Origin of the sequence: Paraglaciecola sp. (assembly GCF_030730205.1) — a bacterium.
Lineage (GTDB): Bacteria > Pseudomonadota > Gammaproteobacteria > Enterobacterales > Alteromonadaceae > Paraglaciecola.
Window position 1 is genome coordinate 1 of sequence record NZ_JANQVQ010000303.1, and the last position, 23035, is coordinate 23035.

General features: G+C 42.3%; 24 protein-coding genes. All 24 read right to left on the reverse strand.

What is annotated here, in order from left to right; all coding sequences use genetic code 11:
• Positions 1-222: 222 nt before the first annotated feature.
• Positions 223-972, reverse strand: coding sequence for a tol-pal system protein YbgF (gene ybgF, locus NWQ57_RS19600; RefSeq protein ID WP_306023873.1), 750 nt, complete (start codon positions 970-972; stop codon positions 223-225).
• A 13-nt stretch (positions 973-985) separates the two neighbouring features.
• Complete coding sequence (gene pal / locus NWQ57_RS19605; RefSeq protein ID WP_306023874.1) at positions 986-1555, reverse strand: peptidoglycan-associated lipoprotein Pal; 570 nt, start codon at positions 1553-1555, stop codon at positions 986-988.
• A gap of 45 nt (positions 1556-1600) precedes the next feature.
• Positions 1601-2959 carry a Tol-Pal system beta propeller repeat protein TolB gene (gene tolB, locus NWQ57_RS19610; RefSeq protein WP_306023875.1) on the reverse strand — a complete coding sequence of 453 codons (1359 nt, stop codon included), beginning with the start codon at positions 2957-2959 and terminating at the stop codon, positions 1601-1603.
• Positions 2959-3849, reverse strand: coding sequence for a cell envelope integrity protein TolA (gene tolA, locus NWQ57_RS19615; RefSeq protein ID WP_306023876.1), 891 nt, complete (start codon positions 3847-3849; stop codon positions 2959-2961). The genes tolB and tolA overlap by 1 nt, the downstream gene beginning before the upstream one ends.
• A 9-nt stretch (positions 3850-3858) precedes the next feature.
• A complete protein-coding gene (tolR, locus tag NWQ57_RS19620) occupies positions 3859-4293 on the reverse strand; it encodes a protein TolR (protein ID WP_306023877.1) in 435 nt (144 codons plus the stop codon).
• A 12-nt stretch (positions 4294-4305) separates the two neighbouring features.
• Positions 4306-5019: a protein TolQ gene (gene tolQ, locus NWQ57_RS19625; protein ID WP_306023878.1), complete on the reverse strand. Its 714-nt coding sequence runs from the start codon at positions 5017-5019 to the stop codon at positions 4306-4308.
• Positions 5009-5410, reverse strand: a complete 402-nt coding sequence (gene ybgC / locus NWQ57_RS19630) for a tol-pal system-associated acyl-CoA thioesterase (protein ID WP_306023879.1) — start codon at positions 5408-5410, stop codon at positions 5009-5011. Before ybgC ends, tolQ begins: the two co-directional genes overlap by 11 nt.
• A 591-nt stretch (positions 5411-6001) precedes the next feature.
• The gene (ruvB, locus tag NWQ57_RS19635; RefSeq protein ID WP_306023880.1) at positions 6002-7009 is read right to left on the reverse strand and encodes a Holliday junction branch migration DNA helicase RuvB; all 1008 of its coding nucleotides are present in this window, start codon (positions 7007-7009) and stop codon (positions 6002-6004) included.
• Between the two features lie 128 nt (positions 7010-7137).
• A complete protein-coding gene (ruvA, locus tag NWQ57_RS19640; protein ID WP_306023881.1) occupies positions 7138-7761 on the reverse strand; it encodes a Holliday junction branch migration protein RuvA in 624 nt (207 codons plus the stop codon).
• 65 nt (positions 7762-7826) lie between these two features.
• Complete coding sequence (gene ruvC / locus NWQ57_RS19645) at positions 7827-8348, reverse strand: crossover junction endodeoxyribonuclease RuvC (RefSeq protein ID WP_306023882.1); 522 nt, start codon at positions 8346-8348, stop codon at positions 7827-7829.
• A gap of 11 nt (positions 8349-8359) precedes the next feature.
• Positions 8360-8827, reverse strand: a complete 468-nt coding sequence (gene nudB, locus NWQ57_RS19650) for a dihydroneopterin triphosphate diphosphatase (protein ID WP_306023883.1) — start codon at positions 8825-8827, stop codon at positions 8360-8362.
• A 15-nt stretch (positions 8828-8842) separates the two neighbouring features.
• Entirely contained in the window at positions 8843-10609 is a 1767-nt protein-coding gene (gene aspS, locus NWQ57_RS19655) for an aspartate--tRNA ligase (RefSeq protein WP_306023884.1), read from the reverse strand.
• A 264-nt stretch (positions 10610-10873) separates the two neighbouring features.
• On the reverse strand, positions 10874-11278 hold the full coding sequence (locus NWQ57_RS19660; protein WP_306023885.1) for a DUF2802 domain-containing protein: 405 nt from the start codon (positions 11276-11278) through the stop codon (positions 10874-10876).
• A 79-nt stretch (positions 11279-11357) separates the two neighbouring features.
• Positions 11358-11849 (reverse strand): chemotaxis protein CheW, encoded by a 492-nt coding sequence (locus NWQ57_RS19665; RefSeq protein WP_306023886.1) that lies wholly within the window; start codon positions 11847-11849, stop codon positions 11358-11360.
• Positions 11850-11873: 24 nt separating this feature from the next.
• Positions 11874-12581, reverse strand: a complete 708-nt coding sequence (locus NWQ57_RS19670) for a chemotaxis protein CheW (RefSeq protein WP_306023887.1) — start codon at positions 12579-12581, stop codon at positions 11874-11876.
• A complete protein-coding gene (locus NWQ57_RS19675) occupies positions 12578-13357 on the reverse strand; it encodes a ParA family protein (RefSeq protein ID WP_306023888.1) in 780 nt (259 codons plus the stop codon). Before NWQ57_RS19675 ends, NWQ57_RS19670 begins: the two co-directional genes overlap by 4 nt.
• An 84-nt stretch (positions 13358-13441) precedes the next feature.
• Positions 13442-14560 (reverse strand): chemotaxis response regulator protein-glutamate methylesterase, encoded by a 1119-nt coding sequence (locus NWQ57_RS19680; protein ID WP_306023889.1) that lies wholly within the window; start codon positions 14558-14560, stop codon positions 13442-13444.
• Between the two features lie 46 nt (positions 14561-14606).
• Positions 14607-16769 carry a chemotaxis protein CheW gene (locus NWQ57_RS19685; RefSeq protein WP_306023890.1) on the reverse strand — a complete coding sequence of 721 codons (2163 nt, stop codon included), beginning with the start codon at positions 16767-16769 and terminating at the stop codon, positions 14607-14609.
• A 12-nt stretch (positions 16770-16781) separates the two neighbouring features.
• Positions 16782-17552: a protein phosphatase CheZ gene (locus tag NWQ57_RS19690; RefSeq protein ID WP_306023891.1), complete on the reverse strand. Its 771-nt coding sequence runs from the start codon at positions 17550-17552 to the stop codon at positions 16782-16784.
• 33 nt (positions 17553-17585) lie between these two features.
• Positions 17586-17969 carry a chemotaxis response regulator CheY gene (cheY, locus tag NWQ57_RS19695; protein ID WP_306023892.1) on the reverse strand — a complete coding sequence of 128 codons (384 nt, stop codon included), beginning with the start codon at positions 17967-17969 and terminating at the stop codon, positions 17586-17588.
• A gap of 42 nt (positions 17970-18011) precedes the next feature.
• A complete protein-coding gene (locus NWQ57_RS19700) occupies positions 18012-18743 on the reverse strand; it encodes an RNA polymerase sigma factor FliA (RefSeq protein WP_306023893.1) in 732 nt (243 codons plus the stop codon).
• Positions 18740-19606 carry a MinD/ParA family protein gene (locus NWQ57_RS19705; protein ID WP_306023894.1) on the reverse strand — a complete coding sequence of 289 codons (867 nt, stop codon included), beginning with the start codon at positions 19604-19606 and terminating at the stop codon, positions 18740-18742. The genes NWQ57_RS19700 and NWQ57_RS19705 overlap by 4 nt, the downstream gene beginning before the upstream one ends.
• Positions 19603-20895, reverse strand: a complete 1293-nt coding sequence (flhF, locus tag NWQ57_RS19710) for a flagellar biosynthesis protein FlhF (protein WP_306023895.1) — start codon at positions 20893-20895, stop codon at positions 19603-19605. Before flhF ends, NWQ57_RS19705 begins: the two co-directional genes overlap by 4 nt.
• Before the next feature lie 32 nt (positions 20896-20927).
• A complete protein-coding gene (gene flhA, locus NWQ57_RS19715) occupies positions 20928-23027 on the reverse strand; it encodes a flagellar biosynthesis protein FlhA (protein WP_306023896.1) in 2100 nt (699 codons plus the stop codon).
• Positions 23028-23035: the final 8 nt, after the last annotated feature.

The window sequence follows — 23035 nt, forward strand, 5'->3', positions numbered from 1 at the left end:
ACCAGCGACCAATTGATTAAAAGTCAACTGCTCTACCAACTGAGCTAACGACCCTTTTCCTTCCGCCTCACTGCGACGGGCGCATATAATACTCAATCCATACTTCAGTGCAAGTCAAAATCCGTTTTATTTTAAATATTCGGTTTGTTTGCCGAAAAAGCAAACAATTCAGTCAATTAGTAACCAATAAAAGTGGCTTAGACTGTAAAAAAGTATCGCGACTTATAAATTTTTAAGCCGCTTCTCAGCTAATTTACTTGAAGGTGAATTAGGGTATTCTTTCAATACCTGTTCCCATAACTGCTTAGCACGGGCTGAATTAGCACGCTCTATTTCTGTTATACCTAATTTCAGGATAGCGTCGGCTCGCTTACTTGAATCGGGAAAGTTCGTCACTAAGGCTTGAAACTGACCACTTGCCCCTGCCCAATCTTGTTTGTTAAACAATAGCTGGCCCAACCAATAGTGTGCATTTGATGCATAACTAGAATTGGGGTACGTTTGTAAAAACGATTGAAATGCAGGAATGGCTTGGTCATAAAGCTTATCTTTTAAAATCAGATTAACAGCTTTGTCGTACGCCTCATTCTCGTTCTCAGATAAAACAGCTGAGTTAGCAGAAGAGGAACCATTGTCATCAGTTTCTATGGGAGCAGCACTGGGAGCCTGGCTCAGGTTGGACATCCGTTTATCAATTTCAGCATACAATTCCCGTTGTCTATCGAGGATCCGCTCTAATTGATAATTGTGTAACTCTATGCTGCCACGTAATTCGTTCACTTCCTGTTGCATCACGTCGAGCTGCTGTTGCAGTCTGTGCTGAGCTTCAGTTCGCGTAGCAAACATTCTTTCTAATGCTTCTATGCGTTGGTCATTACTACCGCTAGTAACGTCTGCTACAGGAGCAGGAGCCGCAAATAATGCGGCTCCGTATACTGATAACAGACTAAGCGCAAACGTGCGTTTGATCATGTTTTCTACTTTTTTATTGATAAACTAAGACACCACGACGGTTTTTAGCAAATGCAGCTTCTGTGCTACCACTAACAACCGGCTTTTCTTCACCGTAAGAGACCACTGTCAATTGTGAGCTGCTCACGCCAGCATTTTGTAGGTAAGTCTGCACAGACTTAGCACGTAACTCACCAAGAGCGATATTGTATTCAGGCGTACCGCGGCTATCACAGTGACCTTCAATAACAATCGATTGGCTTGGATTTTTTACTAAAAACGCAGCATGCTTATCCAGCACAGAATAAAAGTCCGAGCTGATAGTTGAACGGTCGAAGTCGAAATAAACAGTTTGCTCACCCTGCAATGCTTGTAATTCCATTTTCATTTTTTCAGCAGGCGAGACAAGTGGAGTCATTGATCCGACTTGGGTTTGTGCATTGCGCGCCTCTGCAGCCAAACGATCAGCTTCAGCTTGCGCAGTTGCCGCTTCTTTATTTTTTTGAGCTTCAATTTCTTCAGCAGTAGGACCAGACTTACAAGCAACCATAGTCATAATAGGTAGAGCTATGATTAACCCTTTTAAAACTTTATTGAACTGCATTTTTTTTCCTTATTTTTATCTAAACTAAACCAATTAGGTTGAACATTAAAACAAAAAGGGTGACCAATTTGGTGCCTTAACCTGCCCATCGGCTGCGGGTAACCGCGCCTTAAACCTCCCATCAAGGGAAACCAGTGATAAAACCTGCTTACCTTCATGCAAAGTACTATAAATTATCATACTCCCGTTCGGAGCAATACTAGGAGATTCATCTAAATATGTTTTGGTTAATACTTGCATATTCCCCGTGGCTAGATCTTGTCTCGCTATATGATAATTTCCGCGGGTACGATTGACAAAAACCAGTTGTTTTCCATCTGGTGTAACCGTCCCCCCTAAATTCATATCGCCTTCAAAAGTAAGACGACGCACTTTATTGCTCATTAAATCTACTCGATAAATCTGCGGTTTACCACCCCGCTCTGAACTAAATACCAGACTCTTACCATCTGGCATCCAGCTTGGTTCGGTATCAATGGCGCGATCATTAGTAATTCGACGTACTTGTTTTGTCGCAATATCCATCACATACAATTCTGGGTTACCGTCTTTCGATGACACTAGGGCTAGCTGTTTACCATCAGGCGAAAACACAGGAGAGCCATTGATGCCGCTAAAATCAGACATTTGCGTACGACTCATTGTATAGATATCTTGGATAAAAATCTGTGGACGCTTATTTTCAAACGTCACGTAAGCTAATTTAGTTCCGTCCGGTGACCAAGAAGGCGACATCAATGGCTCTTTAGAACGCAATAATGTCGTTTCGTTAGCGCCGTCATAGTCTGCAACGACTAATTGGAATGGAAATTCTGTTGTGGCACTATCTCTCACTATCACGTAGGCAATTCTGGTCAAGAACGCCCCTTTTTCCCCAGTTAATTTTTCATAAACCACATCGCTAATTCGGTGAGCATATTGCCTAAATTCCTTGCCGCCTATCGTCGCTTGACGAGCGTCCATTATTTGGTCATTACTCGCAATCAATTTTCCATTGCTTAATACTTGGCTTTGCCCGCCCGTGATTTGCCCACGGATCACATCGATAAGCTCGAATGAAACCGCGTATTGATCTATCCCTACTAACTCTACCTTCCCCACAAGAATGGCTTCAACACCTGCAGTGACCCAAGCTCCATAGTCAACATCACGATACGAACTAGGGAACTGCGGCATATTAGCAACATTAATTGGATTAAATTTACCACTGCGCTTTAAATCAGCCGCGATGGTGTTAGTCAGTTTTTCAGGCATTGCTCCCTCACCTACCCAACTAAATGGCACAATGCCGATAGGTCTTGAGGTATCGATACCTTCAGTAATAACAATTTCTAGCGCCGCCATACTTTTAAAGCTCGCGACTAAAATAATGACAAAAAAGACAAGCACTTTATTTTTAAACATTAGAGTCCTGGTTCAACTGTTAAATTAATATCTCTTAATTTTTCAAATACATCTGCCTCAGGTGAGACCGGAAGTGTATCTGACTTTTTCACTGCGGCGATAGCTGCTCTGCACAGAACCGCGTCACCTGAAAGTTCTTTTACTTGGGTCACTAAACCGTTCGACGCTAGGCGAATATTTAGACGACAAGATTTTCCTTTCATTGCATCATCCACAATTAAATTACGCTGGATAGTCTGCTTAATTAAAATTTCGTATTTCTGCACTTCAGTTAAAACTTGCTTATTTCGACGTTGTTGACGAGTAGCTTGTTCTGCTTGGAGTTGTTCTTGCAATAACTTTTCTTGAGCCGCTTGCTCAGCAGCCTCTTGCTTTTTACGCTCAGCTTCTTTCAAAGCTTTTTCTTCTTTTTCGCGTTTTTCTTTGGCGGCTTTCGCTTGCTCTTCAGCCTTAATTCGCTCCTGCTCTTTGCGCTTACGCTGTTCTTCTAAAGCGGCCGCTTTGGCTTTTTCCTGTTGCTGTTTCTCCCGTGCCTCTACTGCAGCTTGGTCAGCCTTTTTCTTTTCATTTAGCTTATTTTGCGTTTGTTTTTCAAGTTCAGCGACTTGAGTTTCTTTTTGACGACGCTCACGCTCAGCCTCTTCTGCTCGACGCTCCAATTCTTTAACGCGCTGTTCTTCTTTTTGTCGTTGAGCAGTTTTTTCGTCTTTTAACTTCCTTACTTGTGTTTCAAGCGTTTTTTGATCAACCACCACTGCATCGATAATCGGCGCATCAAGGCTTAGGTCCTCTGCGACTGGATGGGTAAAACTCATACTCAAGGTTAATACAATTCCGACCGCAGCATGCAAAGCGATAGAAAAAGACAAAGGAATAGAAAATTTTTGCATTTCAGTTCACTATCTCTTTTTCTCAGGAGGCGCTGTCATTAAACCAACTGAAGGCACACCTGCTCGTTGCAATAAAACCATTAATTGCACCACTTCACTATAAGGCACTGCTCCATCACCTTTTACTACGACGGGTGTTTGAGGCTCTAGCTGTAAATGTGCAGCCACTAGAGTCGCCAGATCAACCGCTGACATAGACTCTTCTTGACTATCGCCAATGTTCAGAAAATAGTTACCCTGAGCGTCAACTGACGCAATTAACGGAGGCTTACTGTCTTTATCTAACGCTGCCGCTTCTGCTTTTGGTAAATCGACCTTTACCCCTTGCGTAATTAAAGGGGCTGTAACCATAAAAATGATAAGCAAAACCAACATTACGTCTATGTAGGGCACAACGTTAATTTCTGATACTGGCCGACGGCGTTTTCTGGTGTATACAACCATAGGATAATAGCCTTAGTTACTTTGATTATTACTGCGTGTGGCTGACTCAGCGTTTGCAGCTAAGGCCTGACGATGCAAAATGCTCGAAAATTCTTCCATAAAATTGCCATAGTTATTTTCGAGTTTCTCGACCTGATGACTGAAACGGTTATAGGCAATAACTGCAGGAATCGCAGCAAACAACCCCATTGCAGTAGCGATTAATGCCTCAGCGATGCCAGGCGCAACCATAGCAAGAGTAGCTTGTTGAACTTCACCCAATGCGATAAAGGCGTTCATTATCCCCCATACAGTGCCAAATAAACCGATATACGGACTTATCGAACCTGCTGTGGCTAAAAACGGTAAACGATTTTCTAAATTATCCACCTCTCTGGATAAGGCGACTCGCATGGCCCGATAACATCCCTCCATAACCGCTTCCGACGGAGTTGAGGTGGTTTTACGTAAACGGACAAACTCCTTAAAACCTGCGCAGAACATACTTGACATACCCTGAATAGATTGCCGAGCAGACAGTTCTTGATAAAGTTTATTGAGGTCGACGCCCGACCAAAATTTATCTTCAAATTTTTTCATTTCATTACGGGCATGAGTCAGAGCCTTACTGCGCTCAAAGATAAAAGCCCAAGAAAAAATCGACACTGCAAGCAGTAATAACATGACAAATTGCACTAATATGCTGGCTTGCAGAAAAAGGTCAAAAAAGTTTAAATCAGACGACACGCTTGAATTCCTCTAAAATATTGGCTGGTATTGCTTGCGGCTTCATCGATGATAAATTAACGCAAGCCACCTTGATTATTGCACTAACCAAGCGCGTATCGCTTGGACTTATGATGGTTTGTTTGAATACCAGACTCGCTCGCTTCAATTCTACTATTTCGCTTTGAATACACAACAACTGATTGAAGCGAGCCGGCGCATGATTATCCATTTCAACGCGTTTGACGACAAAACCTAAGGAATGTTCCAACAGTTCATCTTGTTCAGTACCTAAATTACGTAACCACTCTGTTCTGGCTCTCTCAAAAAACTTTAAATAGTTAGCATAATAAACAATGCCACCTGCGTCGGTATCTTCGTAATAAACTCTTATGGAATGTTGATGCCCCATAACTCGTTACCGCCTTAATTTAACTGGTTATAACTCGTGTTATTTTGAATTTTTATGCATCACGATTGATTAAACGCAATTTACACATTAAATCTACAATAAAAATTATTATGATAATTTTCAAATAGTTAATTGTAAATAAGTGTCATTTGAATCCCTTTAACTCAAAAAGTTCATTGTAAGTTGTAGCAACAATTCAGCATTTCAATGCAGAAATATAATTCACAGACCCAGCCCCACCTTACTTAAATTAATTGATTAAATATAAGACAACTATTTTAAGTAATTGTAATGCATATGTTTTATAGGATTTGAAGGTCATTTTTTTCAGTAAACCAGGAAAGAATGAAAGGTCTAGTATTAGTTTTTATAATGAATAAAAACAATTTTTTTCAGTTGTAGGCAATTAACTTACGTTTATACTAATCACAGTTTTCTTGAAGGCAGTTGTGCTTCTAAGTACAGCGGTCTGTAGATGCTCCAGTCAATTTGTGTTGACTAACATGTTCCCTGGATATTTCCTCAACAGTTTTTGTTGTTAACCCACGAATTTCGTGGGTTTTTTTTTGGATTTTTATCGGGTTTGCTGACTTAGCTAGGAGAGTAATCACGATTGAAATGCAAGAACGCCCTTTGTGTCGCAATTCGCCCTCGAGGTGTTCGTTGTAAAAAGCCCTGCTGAATTAAAAAAGGCTCAATCACATCTTCTATTGTATCTTTCTCCTCTCCAATGGCAGCGGCTAGGTTTTCTAAACCAACTGGCCCACCTAAAAATTTGTCGATGATAGCAACCAACAATTTTCTATCCATATAATCAAAGCCTTCTCCATCAACGTCTAGCATATCTAATGCATTACACGCGACTTCGGCGGTAATCTCTCCTTTGGCTTTTACCTCTGCAAAATCTCGTACGCGTCTGAGTAACCGATTACTGATCCTTGGTGTACCGCGGGAGCGTCGTGCAATCTCAATTGCACCCGCTTCATCAATGGGCAAATTTAAATAGCTTGAAGAACGTTTTACTATGGTAGTTAAGTCTTTAACACTATAAAACTCAAGGCGTTGGACGATACCAAAACGATCTCGTAAAGGTGATGTTAATGAGCCGGCTCGCGTTGTTGCTCCAACTAACGTAAAAGGAGGTAATTCAAGCTTGATGGAACGTGCAGCGGGTCCTTCACCAATCATGATATCTAATTGGTAATCTTCCATAGCTGGATAGAGAATTTCCTCAACAACTGGCGAAAGGCGGTGGATCTCGTCAATAAATAGCACATCATTTTCTTCAAGATTTGTTAGTAAAGCCGCCAAATCACCGGCTTTTTCAAGGACAGGTCCAGACGTGGTTTTTATTCCCACGCCCATTTCATTTGCTACAATGTTAGCCAGTGTCGTTTTACCTAAGCCAGGAGGGCCAAAGATGAGTAAATGATCTAAAGGTTCTTGCCTTTGCCGCGCCGCGGCAATAAAGATTTCCATTTGTGAGCACACATGATCTTGCCCAGTGTAGTCAGCCAACATTTTTGGTCGAATAGCACGGTCGATAAGTTCATCTTCTCTGTTGGCAACAGGTTGTATTAGTCGGTCAGCTTCAATCATGTTTTTACAGTGTATTCTTAGGTAATGTTACTGATATCACGGGTTAACGAGATAAGTTAATGGTTTTACTGCTCAGTACGTTAGCAGAATTGTTGGTGAATATCTTATAAAAGCAAATTAGTTTTTGATTAAATCATTGCCCTTAATGCTTCTCTAATCAAGGCTTCACTGCTCATCTCAGATTTATACACTGAGTTGATAACCTTACTTCCCTGAGCAGGCTTATAACCTAAGGCAACTAGCGCACTTAAGGCTTCTTCCTTGGCATCATTACTTTGTAAAAATGTATTTTCGATAGGTAGACTCGATAAACGACCGAACGCTTCGGTATTGCTGGGAGCTACAGACAATTTTGTCAATCGATCTCGCAATTCAATAACCAAACGTTCTGCTGTTTTTTTGCCCACCCCGGGTAATTTAGTTAAACCGGTGACATCATCAAGGCTCACTGCTTGCATAAATTGAGCAGCATTCATGCCCGATAAGATGGTTAAAGCTAACTTAGGACCTACCCCACTCGCTTTGATGAGTTCACGAAATACAGCTCTTTCTTGTTTATTAGCAAAACCGAATAATAATTGAGCATCTTCTCTGACCACAAAATGCACACACAAGCTAACTTCTTGGCCCACATCCGGCAATTGATAAAAACTGGTCATAGGGACTTGCACTTCGTAACCAACGCCTCCAGCTTCAATTAAAATTTCTGGAGCTTGTTTTTCTAATAAAATGCCACGAATACTGCCGATCATAATAATTCCTGTCGCTTAGCAGATGGCTGAGCTTAGATAAAGGCTGGTTAATAGGTTTGCAAGGCTCATCTTAAGCGCCCTCGCACTGTCTTACTCGCTTGCCCCAACATCTTAATCAAGCTTTGTTGTGTATGACTATGACACAGCGCGACGGCGAGCGCATCTGCAGCATCTGCCTGTGGGCTGGCGCTTAACTTTAATAAATAAGTGACCATATGCTGTACTTGGCTTTTATCCGCATTACCTTTTCCCACCACTGATTGTTTAATTTGTCTGGCAGAATATTCCGCGACCGGTAGATTGTGATATGTAGCAGCCACAATTGCGGCGCCACGTGCTTGACCAAGTTTTAATGCTGAATCAGGATTCTTGGCCATAAAAACTTGCTCAATCGCAAACTCAGTAGGCCTAAACTGCGTGATAATTTCACTGACGCCGTCAAATATTTGTTTTAATCTTGGCGCAAGAGGATCACCTTGCATACGAATACAGCCACTACCCAAATATTCTGTTTTAGCCCCAAGCTGTTTAATAATGCCATAACCGGTCAATCTCGAGCCGGGATCAATGCCTAAGATAATCGCCATTTAATCCCTTATTACTCTGACATATCATCATTATCAACTACCTTTGGGACAAAACGTTCAATCGCCGCTTTATTGGTTTCAGACCAGACCTTTTCTATAGCCTGCGCCTTTGGTAGCCAAGAAAATGCACTGTGCTCAGTCAAAATAATCTGCTGATCATTAACGACTTGAACACTAAAAACATATTCCGTATTGGTACTGACATCTGGGGGGTATCGATGACGCCAGCGAGGACGTATTTCATATTGATTCGTTTGCTTACAATCAACAAGTTGATAATTTGAAGCAGTAATATCAATACCGGTTTCTTCCCGCACTTCGCGGATAGCAGTTTGCAAAGGTGACTCGCCCTGTTCACGAGTCCCCGTTACTGACTGCCAAAACAAGGGATCGTCATTTCGTTGTAGTACCAAAACCTGCCCAGCCATATTGTATATGACTATCAGGGCAGATTCAGGAATACGCCATTGACTACTCACAAACCGCCTAGCTGACTATTTTTCAACGGCAGGTTTGACAGTTTGAATTGCTAACTCTTTCAACTGCTCAGGATTCGCTTCGCCTGGGGCATTAGTTAAAGGACATGCTGCTGTTGTCGTTTTAGGAAAAGCCATCACGTCACGAATCGAAGTAGCACCTGTCATTAACATCACCAACCGGTCAAGACCAAAGGCAAGTCCAGCGTGAGGGGGGGCACCAAATTTCAGGGCTTCTAACAAGAAACCAAACTTAATTTGTGCTTCATCATCACTGATACCAAGGAGTTGAAAAACTTTTGCTTGCATATCTTGTTGATGAATACGTACCGAGCCACCTCCAAGCTCAACACCATTTAAAACCATGTCGTAAGCATTCGACAATGCATTAGCTGGATCAGCGGCTAATTCTTCTGCACTAAGGTCTCGTGGTGCGGTAAAAGGATGATGAAGTGCATAAAAGCGACCATCAATCTCTTCAAACATAGGAAAATCAACAACCCACAATGGACGCCACTCGCCTTCCAACAGGTTTAAATCTTCGCCCAACTTTAATCGTAAAGCGCCCATGGCTTCTGTAACAACAGTTTTGTTATCTGCACCAAATAAAATCAAATCACCTGATTGCGCACCACAGCGCTCGACGATAGCCAGTGCCGCAGTCTCTGGCAAAAATTTGAGTACTGGTGATTGTAAACCATCCATGCCTGCAGCTAGGTCGTTGACTTTCATCCAAGCTAAGCCTTTAGCACCATAAATAGCTACAAATTTTGCGTAGTCATCTAACTGTTTACGAGATAGAGAGGCGCCACTTGGCACTTTTATGACAGCAATGCGCCCTTTAGGATCATTGGCAGGCTCGGCGAATACTTTAAATTCAACTTCGGCTAATAAATCGGCAACATCAGTCAATTCAAGTGGGTTACGCAAGTCAGGCTTGTCACTACCAAAACGACGCATCGCTTCTGCATAAGTCATTTGAGGAAACACGCCTAAATCAACGTTTAACATTTTTTGAAATAGATCACGGATCATATTTTCAGTAATAGACATGACGCCGGCTGCGTCTAAAAACGTTGTTTCTATATCTATTTGGGTAAATTCTGGTTGACGATCAGCGCGTAAGTCTTCGTCACGAAAACACTTTACAATTTGATAATAACGATCCATTCCAGCCATCATCAGCAATTGTTTAAACAACTGTGGAGACTGAGGCAATGCAAAAAATTGACCTTTATGTGTTCGACTTGGTACCAAATAATCTCTGGCGCCTTCAGGTGTCGCTTTGGTCAAAATAGGAGTTTCAATATCTAAAAAACCAGCATTATCCATAAAGCTGCGAACGGCGCTGGTAACTTTGGCTCTAAATTTTAAACGGTCACTCATCAAAGGACGGCGCAAGTCCAAATAACGATACTTAAGGCGCTGCTCTTCAGAGTTTTCTTGATTCCAATCTAAGGGCAATGGCGCAGATTTATTTAATATCGTTAAAGATTTACCCAGCATCTCAATCTCACCAGTGGACATATCACTGTTTACTTGACCAGCTGGACGAGGGCGGACAAGGCCACTGAGTTGCACACAAAACTCGTTACGTAAACTATTAGCAACGTCAAATAGCTCTGCTAAATCAGGATCAAAAACCACTTGAACAATGCCTTCACGATCGCGTAGATCGATAAAAATAACACCTCCAAGATCGCGACGGCGGTTTACCCAGCCACACAAGGTTACAGTTTGCCCAATATAGGATGCATTGATGTTGCCACAATAATCTGTGCGCATGAAAACTCGCCTCTAAATCAATAATACGGATGAAATTTACGGCCGCGTAGTATACACGTAATTAATATCAAGATGCATCGCATGCGCCACAATTAAGTTCTTTTTAGTTGCTTCTATTCAACTTAAGCAAAAAAACGGAGTAGCGTCAGCCTCGATGGAAGTGACAAAAGTCAGCAACGGATTTTGCATCACTCACGATGACCTATAAACACGCAGTTGATGATCAATGTTAGCGTAGTAGCCACAAATAGTGAGTCATTATTTTTATGATTGATGCAAATTAAAGAGCAGCTCTGCTTCGGCTCTAGGCAGGTCACATTCCCGCATCACTTCTTCAAGGGAAGCACCGTCAGTGATGAGCTTTACTGCGTTTAAATAGAAGCGACTTTGCGGATCTTGTTCAGCTAGCTGCTGATGTTGCTCCCGTAAGCCTTTGATACTGACAACAAGTTCTTTTACTTTCCGGCCTAAAGCTTGGCTGCCAGTATGAATTTCGTGGAACTCATCATCCACTTGCTTTAATTTAACCTCGTTGGCCATGCTGATTTGCTGCAATAACAACAATTGACTCTTAAGTTTACGGGTTTGAATAATAAGATAAACGATAGCACCCCAGCTTATTAAGAACAGTATTCCTGTAATGACACTCATAATTAAAAACTGGGGCATGATTAATTCAACTAATGGATTTTCTATCTAAAACTCTTGCAATGAGTTCTCTTAAATAAAGTTTACCCTCATTAAAACCTTAGATATTGGTAATCTCGTCCCACTCATCGTCATTTAATAATTTGTTTAAATCCACCAATATTAATAACTGACCGTCACGATTACTAACACCTTGGATAAACTTTGCACTTTCTTCAGTGCCAACATTAGGGGCACTGTCGATTTCAGAAGAACGTAAGTAAACAACTTCAGCAACGCTATCGACCATAATACCGACAACTTGCTCGTCTGATTCGATAATCACGATACGGCTGTTATCTGAAATCTCAGATGAAGGCAATCCAAAACGAGAGCGAGTATCAATCACGGTAACCACATTACCGCGTAAATTAATGATACCCAGCACATAATCTGGCGCCCCCGGCACTGGTGCAATTTCAGTGTAACGCAGGACCTCTTGCACCTGCATAACATTTATTCCATAGGTTTCTTCACCTAACTTGTAGGTGACCCATTGTAGAACGTCATCACCAGCAGTGACTTTATTACTTGGATTTTTGTTATTACTCATTGCAAAGGCTCCACCCTGATAGGGTTATTCGTTACTACTTAATCCCTGCGTTAACATACAAACAAGTTGTTGGACATTAACCAAGGCGCACATTTTATTTTTTACCATGCCCGCTAACCAAGGTCGGTTAGCATCTGCACTTCGCCACTTAACATCTTCAGGCTGCAAGGTTGAGGTGCTTATCAAACGCTCGCAAGCTAAACCCCAACCACTATCATCTAATAGTATAAGATATTGATATTTTGCAGATTCTGCCAGTTTTTCAGCAGATTTTTCTGGCATTATCCATTTTGCCGTATCAACTACATTAAATTTTTGCTCTTTATGCAACATTACCCCTTTAAACCAACTTGGTTTGCCAAACAGAGGGTTAATCGTTTCAATCTGATGAATACCACCTAGTTCAGTTAAAGGCACTGCCAAGGTCAGACCGGATATTTCAAAAAACAGGGCCTGAAATGCAGATTCTGGTATCAGAGCTGCAACTCTTTTAGTTTTCTTTTCACTGTTTGTGGTTTTTATGTCGACACTTTCAACAATTACTTTAGCTTCTTCGGCAACAGGCGTCTCCACAGGCGCCACATAAGGTTCACTACGAGGAACAGGCTTAGCTTTTTCGAGTAAGCTTGAGATAGCCTGTTTTTGTAGAGAATCAATCAAAGGCTCTTCGGTCAGCAACGCTGACATATAATCTTCCATGACATCTTCATTAGCGAAGGGCTTACCACTCATGATTTATGATCCATATCTAAAATATATTTAAGTAATTTTTCATAAGCGAATACACCTCTGGATTTGGCAGAAAAAACAGAAGGCGGGGTCTGGGCCTGGCTAGCATCTCTAAATCGGGTATCAACAGGAATGACACCGGGCCAAACGCCATCACCATAGGTTAATTTCAGGTTTCTATAAGACTCGATAGCTGCATTAACCCTTCTATCAAACATAGTGGGCACGATTGTAAACGAGAACGTTTTATCGAGTGATTTTTGCATTATTTCCATAGAGTGCATTATTCGTTCTAGGCCTTTTAAGGCTAAAAATTCCGTCTGTACCGGCACAATCACCCTGTCGCAAGCGGCCAGCGCATTTATCATTAATACGCCTAAAACTGGCGGACAATCAATTATAGCAAAATCAAATTCGTCACTAATCAATTGCAAAGCCTTTTTAAGAATAAGCCCCATTCCATTTTGTGTACCCATTTTTCGGTCTAACGTAGCCAACGCCATCGTTGCGGGTAATATAAACAACGAATCAAGCTTCGTTGGACACAAACAGTCTAGTACATTTTCCTTCGTTAAAGATTTGCCACTGATGAAAACATCATAAAGACTCGAGCTTAACTGCTCTGAATCAACACCAAAGTAGTAACTTAAAGACGCTTGAGGATCGGTGTCAACCAAGATAACTTGCTTGCCAGCTTGTGCGAGTAGACCGCCCATAGTCACGGTCGTCGTTGTTTTGCCAACTCCACCTTTGTGATTAGCAACTGTCCAAACAATCAAAATTGTCGCCTTATAAATACTGTAAAATCTTAATTTTAATCACCCGAAAAAATCAAGACAGACACTTACCGATATCATGTTGTATTAATTAAGCATTTCAGACTTAATTTGTTGGGACATGTGTTCTATATCATAATTTTGTTCGGCAATATTAGCGACCGTAACCGCCTGTGGCATGCCATATACAACTGAACTCTTTTCATCTTGAGCCCAAATTTTTGCGCCAAGTAACTTGAGTTCACGACAGCCTTCTCGTCCATCAGCCCCCATTCCAGTCAAGATAACGCCAAGTACATCACCACCAAAAACGCTTGATAAAGACTTAAAGGTTATGTCAACGCTTGGTTTGTACGTGATATCGGAGTATCGATCAGCATCTACAATTCGGATATGCGCAGAGCTAGGCCTTCCTTCGACTAACATTTGACATCCGCCCGGTGCCAAATATGCCGTCCCGGGACTCAGCAGATCGCCATTTTTAGCTTCTTTCACCGTAATGTTACACAAGTCATTCAGCCGATTTGCAAACGCTTCTGTAAACGCTGCTGGCATGTGTTGTACCATGATAATGGGATAGGGAAATGAGCTCGGTAAATCAACAAGGATCTTTTGCAATGCAACAGGCCCACCGGTTGAGGTTCCAATGGCCAAACATTTGTAACTTTTTTTGCTAGCATGGCTTGGATACGAGGGATGACTGTATTTGTCGTGTTGGTCGTTACGACTGGATAGCGAACTTAAAGATTGCCTTGGTTCAAACCTGTCAGTAAAAGATCTTTTTACAACAGAGCTGTGGACGTTGGGATTTTTGCGGGCCAACGTTTTAACACGTTGCTGTAATAATAGTGTGGCCTCTTTTCTATTCAGCGCTATATCTTCAAACTTTTTAGGTAAAAAATCCACAGCGCCAGCATCAAGAGCATCTAATGTAGCGCTAGCACCATCGTGGGTTAAAGATGAAAACATGATGATTGGCACGGGGCACAGGGCCATTATTTTCTTAACCGCCGAGATGCCATCCATAACGGGCATTTCAACGTCCATCGTTATTACATCCGGCTTGAGACTTTGCGCTAAAGAAATCGCTTCCATACCATTTTTAGCTTCTCCCACCACTTGTAACTCAGCATCTTCTTGAAGAATTTGAGTAATACGACGACGGAAAAACGTGGAATCGTCCACTATTAAAATTCGGTATGCCATTTAAACCTTAAGTAATATTAAAAACCGTAAAATGAGCTTACCGTCACTACACTTTTTTTGTTGCATAACGTTTGAGTAGGCCAGGAACGTCAAGTATTAATGCAATACCACCATCACTCGTTATAGTTGCACCCGCCATACCTGGCGTACCTTGTAGCAGCTCATCAAGGGGCTTAATAACCACTTCCTCCTGTCCGATCAGGGCATCAACCACAAAACCAAGCTGTTTTGTACCAATCTGCACCACCACAACGTGGCCTTTGGTTTTATCAACTGGGGTATGCTTGCCCGGAATTCGAGTTAACCATTCCTTTAAGTAAAACAATGGAATGGCTTTAGAGCGCACTATCATCGTAAGTTGACCATCAACCGTGTTGGTTTTACTGGCATCCACATTGATGATTTCGTTCACTGAGCCTAATGGTAAGGCGAAGGTCTGCTCACCGACAACAATCATTAATGTTGGTAAAATTGCCAGCGTGAGCGGTACTTTTATCTCAAGAGTTGTTCCTATACCTAATCTTGAATCAATCTTTACCGTTCCGTTCAACTGATTAATTTTAGTTTTAACAACATCCATACCCACGCCGCGGCCAGATACTTCAGAGATTTCAGTTTTGGTTGAGAATCCTGGGGCAAATATGAGGTTGAACGCCTCAACATCCGTCATTCTGGCTGCCGTGTCAGCATCCATAACGCCCCGTTTTATGGCTATCTCTTTTAACTTTTCAGGATCCATACCCTTACCATCGTCTGTGATAGTAAGCAATATATGGTCGCCTTCTTGAGAGGCTGCTAATTTAACCGTTCCCATACTTGGCTTGCCCGCGGCTTTACGATCTTCTGGTGATTCAATACCATGATCAACCGAGTTTCTTACCAAATGCACCAAGGGGTCGGCTAAGGCTTCAACTAAGTTTTTATCTAAATCTGTTTCTTCACCTTCGAGTTCTAAGGTGATTTCTTTCTTTAATGCTCGAGCAAGATCACGAACAACCCGAGGGAAGCGGCCAAACACTTTCTTGATCGGCTGCATCCGAGTTTTCATGACCGCGCCTTGCAAATCTCCAGTTACCACATCTAAATTCGCAATCGCTTTTGACATGCTTTCATCATTGGTATTAATACCAAGGCTGATGAGTCGGTTACGCACTAAAACTAACTCTCCCACCATGTTCATGATTTGGTCGAGTCGCTTAGTGTCAACCCTGACTGTCGTTTCGGCTTGTGGTGCGGCGGCTGACTTTTTATCTTCTTTGGGATCAGGCTCTAATGCAGGTTTCGCTTTTTCAACCGGCTTAACCACTGATGGCGCTGGTTTGTTAACTGCTGCACTTGCTTTTACCGGTTCAGATTTTGTTGGCGCAGGCGTTTCTTTTTTAGGTGGCTGAGCAGCTTCAACGGTATCAGGTGCTTTACCTTTACCGTGTAACTCATCAAGCAAGGCCTCAAATTCCTCATCGCTGATTTCATCACTCGCTGGGGGTTTTTTACTTGCTTTTTCAGCTGAATCAATACTTTTGGCAGCAGGCTTTGCTTCTGCCTCCACCTTGAACTTGCCTTTGCCATGCAATTCATCAAGCAGTGCTTCAAATTCATCATCACTGATGTCTTGATCAGCATTTGCTGGATTAGACGGTTGACTGACTGCTGGTTTAGCAGCTGGAGCGCTTGATTTACCATGTAATTCGTCAAGCAAAGCTTCAAATTCGTCTTCACTGAAATCATCAGAGTCGGACGGGTTAGCACTTTCCACCGCAAGTGGGTCTGACGTGTCGTCGGCAACTGTGTCGTGCTCAATCGCCACCTCGTCTTCTGACTCCGGGCGACTCAATCTATGAAGAGTATCTAATAATTCTTGTCCAGCGGGCACTAAGGGCTGGGCGGCTTTTACACTATCAAACATTTTTACCACTTCATCAGTGGCCTGTAAGATAACATCCATAAGTTCAGGAGTGAGTGTACGTTGGCCTGTACGCATTACGTCGAATACGTTTTCAGCACCATGACAGACATCAACGAGCTCGGTCAGAGATAGAAATCCTGCACCACCTTTGACGGTATGATACCCCCTAAAGATAGCATTAAGTAAACCTGCATCTTCTGGGTTATTTTCAAGATCAACAAGTTGTTCTTGTAGTTGTTCTAAGATCTCTCCTGCTTCAACGAGAAAGTCTTGTAATATATCCTCATCCACATCAAAAGCCATACAGTAGCACCCCTAAAAACCAAGACTCGAAAGCAAATCATCAACATCAACCTGATCTGAAGCAACGTCTTCACGAGACTCAGCATCTAAGATTGGACCTTCCGCTTTAATCGTATCGGCCTGATCATCTGAAGTCTTAGCTTTATCCTTACGTTGTTTAACGTCTTTGGATTCAATGCCACCAAACATGGTTAACATATAAACTAAGTTGTCTTCAACTTCCTTGACCAATTCAATCACTCGACGGATTACTTGCCCAGTCAAATCCTGATATCCTTGGGCCATTAGTACCTCTGTAAGCAGTCCAGTTAACTGCGCAGAGTCTTCACTTCCACTCTTTAAAAACGCATCCATATTTTTGCAAAGCTGGTTAAACTCCCCAAGTTGCAAATCACGGGACATCAATTTATTCCACTCTGGTAATAAAGTGGCGATCCCCTCATGAAGTTTTTCAGCGATAGGCATACATGAATCAACCAGATCCATGGTCTTATTGGCCGCATCTTCAGTGGACTGAATAACGTAGGTTAAGCGGGCCTGTGCATCGGGTATATCTTCGGTTGTTAAATTAACAATCCGTGGATCAAGCTGAAAATTATTTAACGAATCGTGCAGTTGACGGGTCAATTTACCCACTTCTGCAAATAGCTCTACTGAGTCTTGTACGCCAATTGTTTCTAGGAGGTCATTGGCACCTTCGTTGTCGCCTTTTTCTAATAACTCTACTAATTTTTTAGCTTCTTCTAATGAGATTGGTGTTTTGACCGCGCTTTGGGTTTTCATACAGCAATTCCTCTATATCAGGGTTTTCTGAATTCAACCTAAGCGTTCGAAGATTTTCGCTAGTTTCTCTTTAAGCGTAGCTGCAGTGAATGGTTTTATGACATAGCCATTTACTCCAGCTTGAGCAGCAGCGACTATTTGCTCTTTTTTCGCTTCTGCTGTCACCATTAACACCGGAATGTGTTTCAAGTTAGGATTCGCTCTAATAGCTCTAAGCAAATCAATACCTTGCATGCCGGGCATATTCCAATCAGTCACAACAAAGTCAAAATCACCTTGTTGTAACATCGGTAAAGCAGTACTACCATCGTCTGCTTCTTGTATATTCGTAAAGCCAAGATCTTTAAGTAAGTTCTTGATAATCCGACGCATGGTTGAGAAATCATCAACAACAAGAATCTTCATATTCTTATCCAAAACTACCTCCGGTAAGGGTTTCAACCCATCTTCAATGCAAATTTAATTATCGTTATTTTGCCAAGCTTGCATGCGAGACTTTAGTTTCAACATGGCTTGACTATGTATTTGGCTTACGCGTGATTCACTAACATCTAGCACTTCACCTATTTCACGCAAGTTTAATTCTTCATCATAATAGAGTGACAAAACTATGGCATCTCTTTCAGGTAAGGTAGTAATAGCATGAGCCAGCGCTTTTTGAAATGAACCTTGTAACAAATCCTCAAAAGGAGTGTCCGAACCTTTGGTTTGTTCCGTGCTTACAACGTCTTCCGTTACGCCTAAATCTTCTATACCAATCAATTTACCAGAGTTAACTTCAAGTAACATTTGGTGATAAACATCAATACTAACCTGAAGTTTTTCAGCGACATCGACGTCTCTTGCGTCTCTGCCAGTTTCACGCTCTACCTCACGAATAGCTTGAGTAATGGCGCGACCATTCTTATGCACTGAACGGGGGGTCCAGTCTCCTTTGCGGATTTCATCGAGCATTGAACCCCTGATCCGAATGCCGGCGAAGGTTTCAAAACTCGCGCCTTTACTGCCATCAAAATTTCTGGATGCTTCAAGCAAACCAATCATACCTGCTTGAATCAAATCATCCACCAGCACACTTGCCGGAAGTCTCGCTAACAAATGATGCGCGATGCGCTTAACTAAAGGGGCATGACGTTCAACAAGCTCATTCTTATCTGTCATTTGTTGATAAGCTGAGGCTTTAGTATTCACCGATTATCGCCCACTGCTTTTTTACTGACTAATTGTTCCAAGAAAAACTCCAAATGTCCTCCTGGTTGTGAAGGTATTGGCCAATCGATTGCCTTTCTTGCTAGTTTTCTAATAGCTAATGACGCTGGTGAACTGGGGAAAGCATCTACAATCGCTTTTTGTTTTCTAACGGCTTTTCTCACATTTTCGTCAAACGGGATAACCGCCACTAATTCTAAAGCGACATCAAGAAAACGGTCAGTAACTTTACTTAATTTAGCAAACAATTCATCGCCTTCACGGGGTGTACGTACCATATTAGCCACAATTTTAAAGCGAAAAACGCCATGTTCTTTGTTCAAAATTTTGATCAAAGCATAAGCATCGGTCAAAGACGTTGGCTCATCACACACCACCATCAAAATGTCCTGTGACGCTTTGGAAAAGCTTAACACCATATCAGAGATACCTGCTGCGGTATCAACCAACAATACGTCAATTTGAGATTGCAGCTCGCTAAATGCTCTAATTAATCCTGCATGTTCGGTAGGAGTCAGTTCAGTCATAGACTGACTACCGGAGGTCGCCGGCGCGATTTTGATACCGTAGGGGCCCTCAACTAGCACTTCATCAAGAGTACATTCGCCTGATAAGACATGGGAAAGATTTTTTTCAACACGTAGTCCCAATAACACATCAACATTAGCTAAACCCAAGTCAGCGTCAAGCACCATGACTCGTTTGCCTTGTTGTGCTAATGAAATCGCAGTATTAAGGGTTACGTTAGTTTTACCTACGCCCCCTTTACCGCCCGTCACTGCTATTACTTTAATTAATCTAGATTGATTCATTCTTCTTAAGCTACTCGCTTGATCCTCAATCATACTGCCACTGCTGCTTTATGTGCGTCATTTCTCGTAGTATGAATTAAACCATATTTTTTATAAAGCTTCGCAGCACTGGTTATTAAAAATTTTGTATCAGCCATTTGCAAATCTTCCGGTACTCGTTGCCCATTGGTCAAATAACAGACAGGCAGCTTATGTTCAATCACGGCACTGATGGCCTCGCCTAAACTGTAACACTCGTCAAGTTTAGTTAAAATACACCCTTGTAACGACACTTGTTTGTAGGCTCTAATACTTTGTTGTATCACCTGATATTGGCAGTTTGCCTGCAGAACCAAGAATTTTTTAATATTAGCACACACATCAGCATTTAAGGTATCTAACTGTTTGATTAATCTAACATCTCTCTGACCAAAACCGGCGGTGTCTATTAATACTAGGCGCTTATTTCTATATTGAAATAATAAATCTGCTAATTCTTCACTTGTTTGTGCTTTTTTAACACTACATCCAATAATTCGGCCATAAGTGGCTATCTGCTCGTATGCGGCAATGCGGTAATTATCTAAGGTAATTATAGCGATTTGATCAGCACCATATTTTTGCGCTCCTTGGGCCGCTAATTTAGCAATAGTCGTCGTTTTACCATTGCCGGTTGGGCCCATTAGCGCAACAACGCCACCATTGAGTAAAATGTCATCGTGCTTGGTTTGCAGCCTATTAGCCAATAACTTCAATAAAAATACCCACGCCTCGCGCTCGTCTGCTTTGTCAGGAGCATAAGAAACCACTTCTTCAGCCAATGGGGTAGCGATACCCATTTGTTCTAATTTTGAAACCAAATAAGCGTGCAAAGGATGTTTTCGGTTTTTGTCTTGCTGTAACAAGCCAGAGACCTGGTATTGTAATATATTCCGTAACGAACTCAGTTCTGAACGCATTTCAGCAATAGCTGCACTGTCAGCGTTGGTTAGAGCGCTAGGCCTGTGAGAAGCCGTTTCTTTCTTATCTGCAACTTTGGGGCTGGGGCTTTCTGTTTGTCGTTGTGGCTGGGCAGAAACTTTTGACTGTTTCTCTAATAGGGCGCGCAAGCTATCTGGTCCCGAATCGCCTATTATTTCGCTTAAAGTCGGTGTTTTTACCGTCGAGCTTTTCAACTGCTGGGGTTTGAGTTTGGCCACAGGCTCTCGGTCGTAGGCAGCGACGATTTCAATGCCATCAGCATGCTTTTTATTTGACATAATAACCGCATCACCGCCCAGTTCATCTTTGACCTGTTTGAGTACATCGCGCATATCTTTGCCATAAAAACGTCTAATTTTCACCTTACCCCCTTACACCGTAGATAGCACAATAACTATTTTCCAACGGCACTGACTATTTTAATTTGTTTGTCATCTGGAATTTCCTGATATGACAATACATGTAATCCACTTACTGAATGCTTTAAAAACTTGGATAGCACGGGTCTGAGCATGCCAGAGGTTAACAGCACCGCAGGTTCCCCAGCCAATTCTTGCTGCTGGGATGCGTCACCCAAAGAGGTTTGCAAACGTTCTGCTAAACCAGGCTCTATACCGGCACCATCAGCGCCACCAGCTTGAAGTGACTGGTGCAACATCTGTTCCAATTCTGGCGCCAAGGTAATGACAGGGATCTCATTGGATCCGCCATTAATTTGCTGAACAATGAGTCGTTTTAACGAAATACGAACCGCTGATACAAGCACATCTGGATCATGGCTTTTCGGTCCATATTCGCAGAGAGTTTGCACTATGCTGCGCATATCTCTAATCGGCACACCTTCTGATAACAAGGTTTGAAGTATTTTCACCACGGTACCAAGTGGCAAAATATCAGGGACTAAGCCTTCGACTAATTTAGGACTGTTTTTTGCCAACAAATCGAGTAATTGCTGAACTTCTTCATAGCCCAATAGCTGATAAGCGTTGTTAGTCAGTAATTGACTGAGGTGAGTCGCTACGACTGTAGCCGCATCCACCACCGTATAACCGAGGGTTTGTGCGTGCTCTCTTTGACTTGCTTTTATCCAGACGGCGTCCAAACCAAAGGCGGGATCTTTTGTCGCTTTACCCTCTAATTTGCCAAACACTTGACCAGGATTGATGGCTAATTCATCATCGTGACTTAATTCAGCCTCACCCACCGTTACGCCCAGCATCGAAATAGTGTAACTATTTGGGTTTAAATCTAAATTATCGCGAATGTGCACTGGGGGGATAAGAAAACCCAATTCTTGAGAGAGCTTTTTGCGCACACCTTTAATTCGTGTCAATAATTCGCCGCCTTGGGCTTTATCTACCAAGGGGATTAAACGGTAACCAACTTCTAAACCAATAGTGTCGACTTGTTGCACATCATCCCAACCCAATTCTTTTATCTCAGCGGGCTGACGACTCTGCTCTGGGAAGTTACTGCTAACTTGGGGCTCTTCATCTACTTGTTTACTGCGCCAATAGCCATAATAGGCATAGCCCCCTACTACGGCACTAAAACCTAAAAACGCCACATGGGGCATACCAGGTACAATGCCCATTACAAACAAAATACCCGAAGTAATATACAGAGCTTGTTGATTACCGAGCTGCTTAGTCAACTCTTTGCCCATGTCTTGAGAATCATTTTCACGGGTAACAATGATGGCTGTCGCGATTGATAATAACAGCGAGGGAATTTGCGCTACCAGTCCGTCACCAATGGTCAGCAAAGTATATATTTCAATGGCTTCACCAAAGCTCAGGTCATGTTGGATCATGCCAATAAACAAGCCTCCTACTATGTTAATTAACATAATAAACAAACCTGCGACGGCATCCCCTTTAACAAATTTTGACGCACCATCCATTGAACCGTAAAAATCGGCTTCGCTGGTAATTTCAATGCGGCGCTTACGGGCTTCGTCTTGATCAATAAACCCAGCATTTAAGTCAGCATCAATGGCCATTTGTTTTCCTGGCATTGCATCCAGGGTAAAGCGAGCACTAACCTCAGATATACGGCCCGCTCCAGCGGTAACCACTTTAAAGTTAATGATCAAAAGGATGGCAAATACCACGATACCTACTGCAAAGTTTCCGCCAATGACCACTTCACCAAAAGCTTGTATCACTTTACCAGCAGAATCAGCGCCCTCATGACCTTCAAGCAATACGATCCGGGTTGAGGCAACATTTAAGGCAAGCCGCAAAACGGTGGCAATCAACAGTACCAGTGGGAAAATACCAAAATCCACCGGTTTTTTGGTGAACATCGCCACTAAAATGACGACCAGAGAAAGAGCAATATTAAAGCTAAACAGCACATCAAGGAGAAAGGCCGGCATGGGCAAGATAACCATGCCCATGATGGCCAAAAGAACAATAGGCGCACCTAAACCAGAAGCAACATTTTTGATTTGCTTCTTGTCGAACTGATTAAAATAGCTGGCTAGTTCCATGAACGAAA

Excerpts from the sequence above, each read along its gene's own strand:
- ruvA (WP_306023881.1), bottom strand. The coding sequence starts at position 7,761 with ATGATCGGCAGTATTCGTGGCATTTTATTAGAAAAACAAGCTCCAGAA.
- tolR (WP_306023877.1), bottom strand. The coding sequence starts at position 4,293 with ATGGTTGTATACACCAGAAAACGCCGTCGGCCAGTATCAGAAATTAAC.
- aspS (WP_306023884.1), bottom strand. The coding sequence starts at position 10,609 with ATGCGCACAGATTATTGTGGCAACATCAATGCATCCTATATTGGGCAA.
- NWQ57_RS19670 (WP_306023887.1), bottom strand. The coding sequence starts at position 12,581 with ATGAGTGGTAAGCCCTTCGCTAATGAAGATGTCATGGAAGATTATATG.
- tolB (WP_306023875.1), bottom strand. The coding sequence starts at position 2,959 with ATGTTTAAAAATAAAGTGCTTGTCTTTTTTGTCATTATTTTAGTCGCG.
- ybgF (WP_306023873.1), bottom strand. The coding sequence starts at position 972 with ATGATCAAACGCACGTTTGCGCTTAGTCTGTTATCAGTATACGGAGCC.
- NWQ57_RS19665 (WP_306023886.1), bottom strand. The coding sequence starts at position 11,849 with ATGAGTAATAACAAAAATCCAAGTAATAAAGTCACTGCTGGTGATGAC.
- ruvB (WP_306023880.1), bottom strand. The coding sequence starts at position 7,009 with ATGATTGAAGCTGACCGACTAATACAACCTGTTGCCAACAGAGAAGAT.
- ruvC (WP_306023882.1), bottom strand. The coding sequence starts at position 8,348 with ATGGCGATTATCTTAGGCATTGATCCCGGCTCGAGATTGACCGGTTAT.
- NWQ57_RS19690 (WP_306023891.1), bottom strand. The coding sequence starts at position 17,552 with ATGAAAACCCAAAGCGCGGTCAAAACACCAATCTCATTAGAAGAAGCT.
- tolA (WP_306023876.1), bottom strand. The coding sequence starts at position 3,849 with ATGCAAAAATTTTCTATTCCTTTGTCTTTTTCTATCGCTTTGCATGCT.
- pal (WP_306023874.1), bottom strand. The coding sequence starts at position 1,555 with ATGCAGTTCAATAAAGTTTTAAAAGGGTTAATCATAGCTCTACCTATT.
- NWQ57_RS19685 (WP_306023890.1), bottom strand. The coding sequence starts at position 16,769 with ATGGCTTTTGATGTGGATGAGGATATATTACAAGACTTTCTCGTTGAA.
- NWQ57_RS19660 (WP_306023885.1), bottom strand. The coding sequence starts at position 11,278 with ATGCCCCAGTTTTTAATTATGAGTGTCATTACAGGAATACTGTTCTTA.
- ybgC (WP_306023879.1), bottom strand. The coding sequence starts at position 5,410 with ATGGGGCATCAACATTCCATAAGAGTTTATTACGAAGATACCGACGCA.
- NWQ57_RS19705 (WP_306023894.1), bottom strand. The coding sequence starts at position 19,606 with ATGATTGAGGATCAAGCGAGTAGCTTAAGAAGAATGAATCAATCTAGA.
- flhA (WP_306023896.1), bottom strand. The coding sequence starts at position 23,027 with ATGGAACTAGCCAGCTATTTTAATCAGTTCGACAAGAAGCAAATCAAA.
- NWQ57_RS19680 (WP_306023889.1), bottom strand. The coding sequence starts at position 14,560 with ATGGCATACCGAATTTTAATAGTGGACGATTCCACGTTTTTCCGTCGT.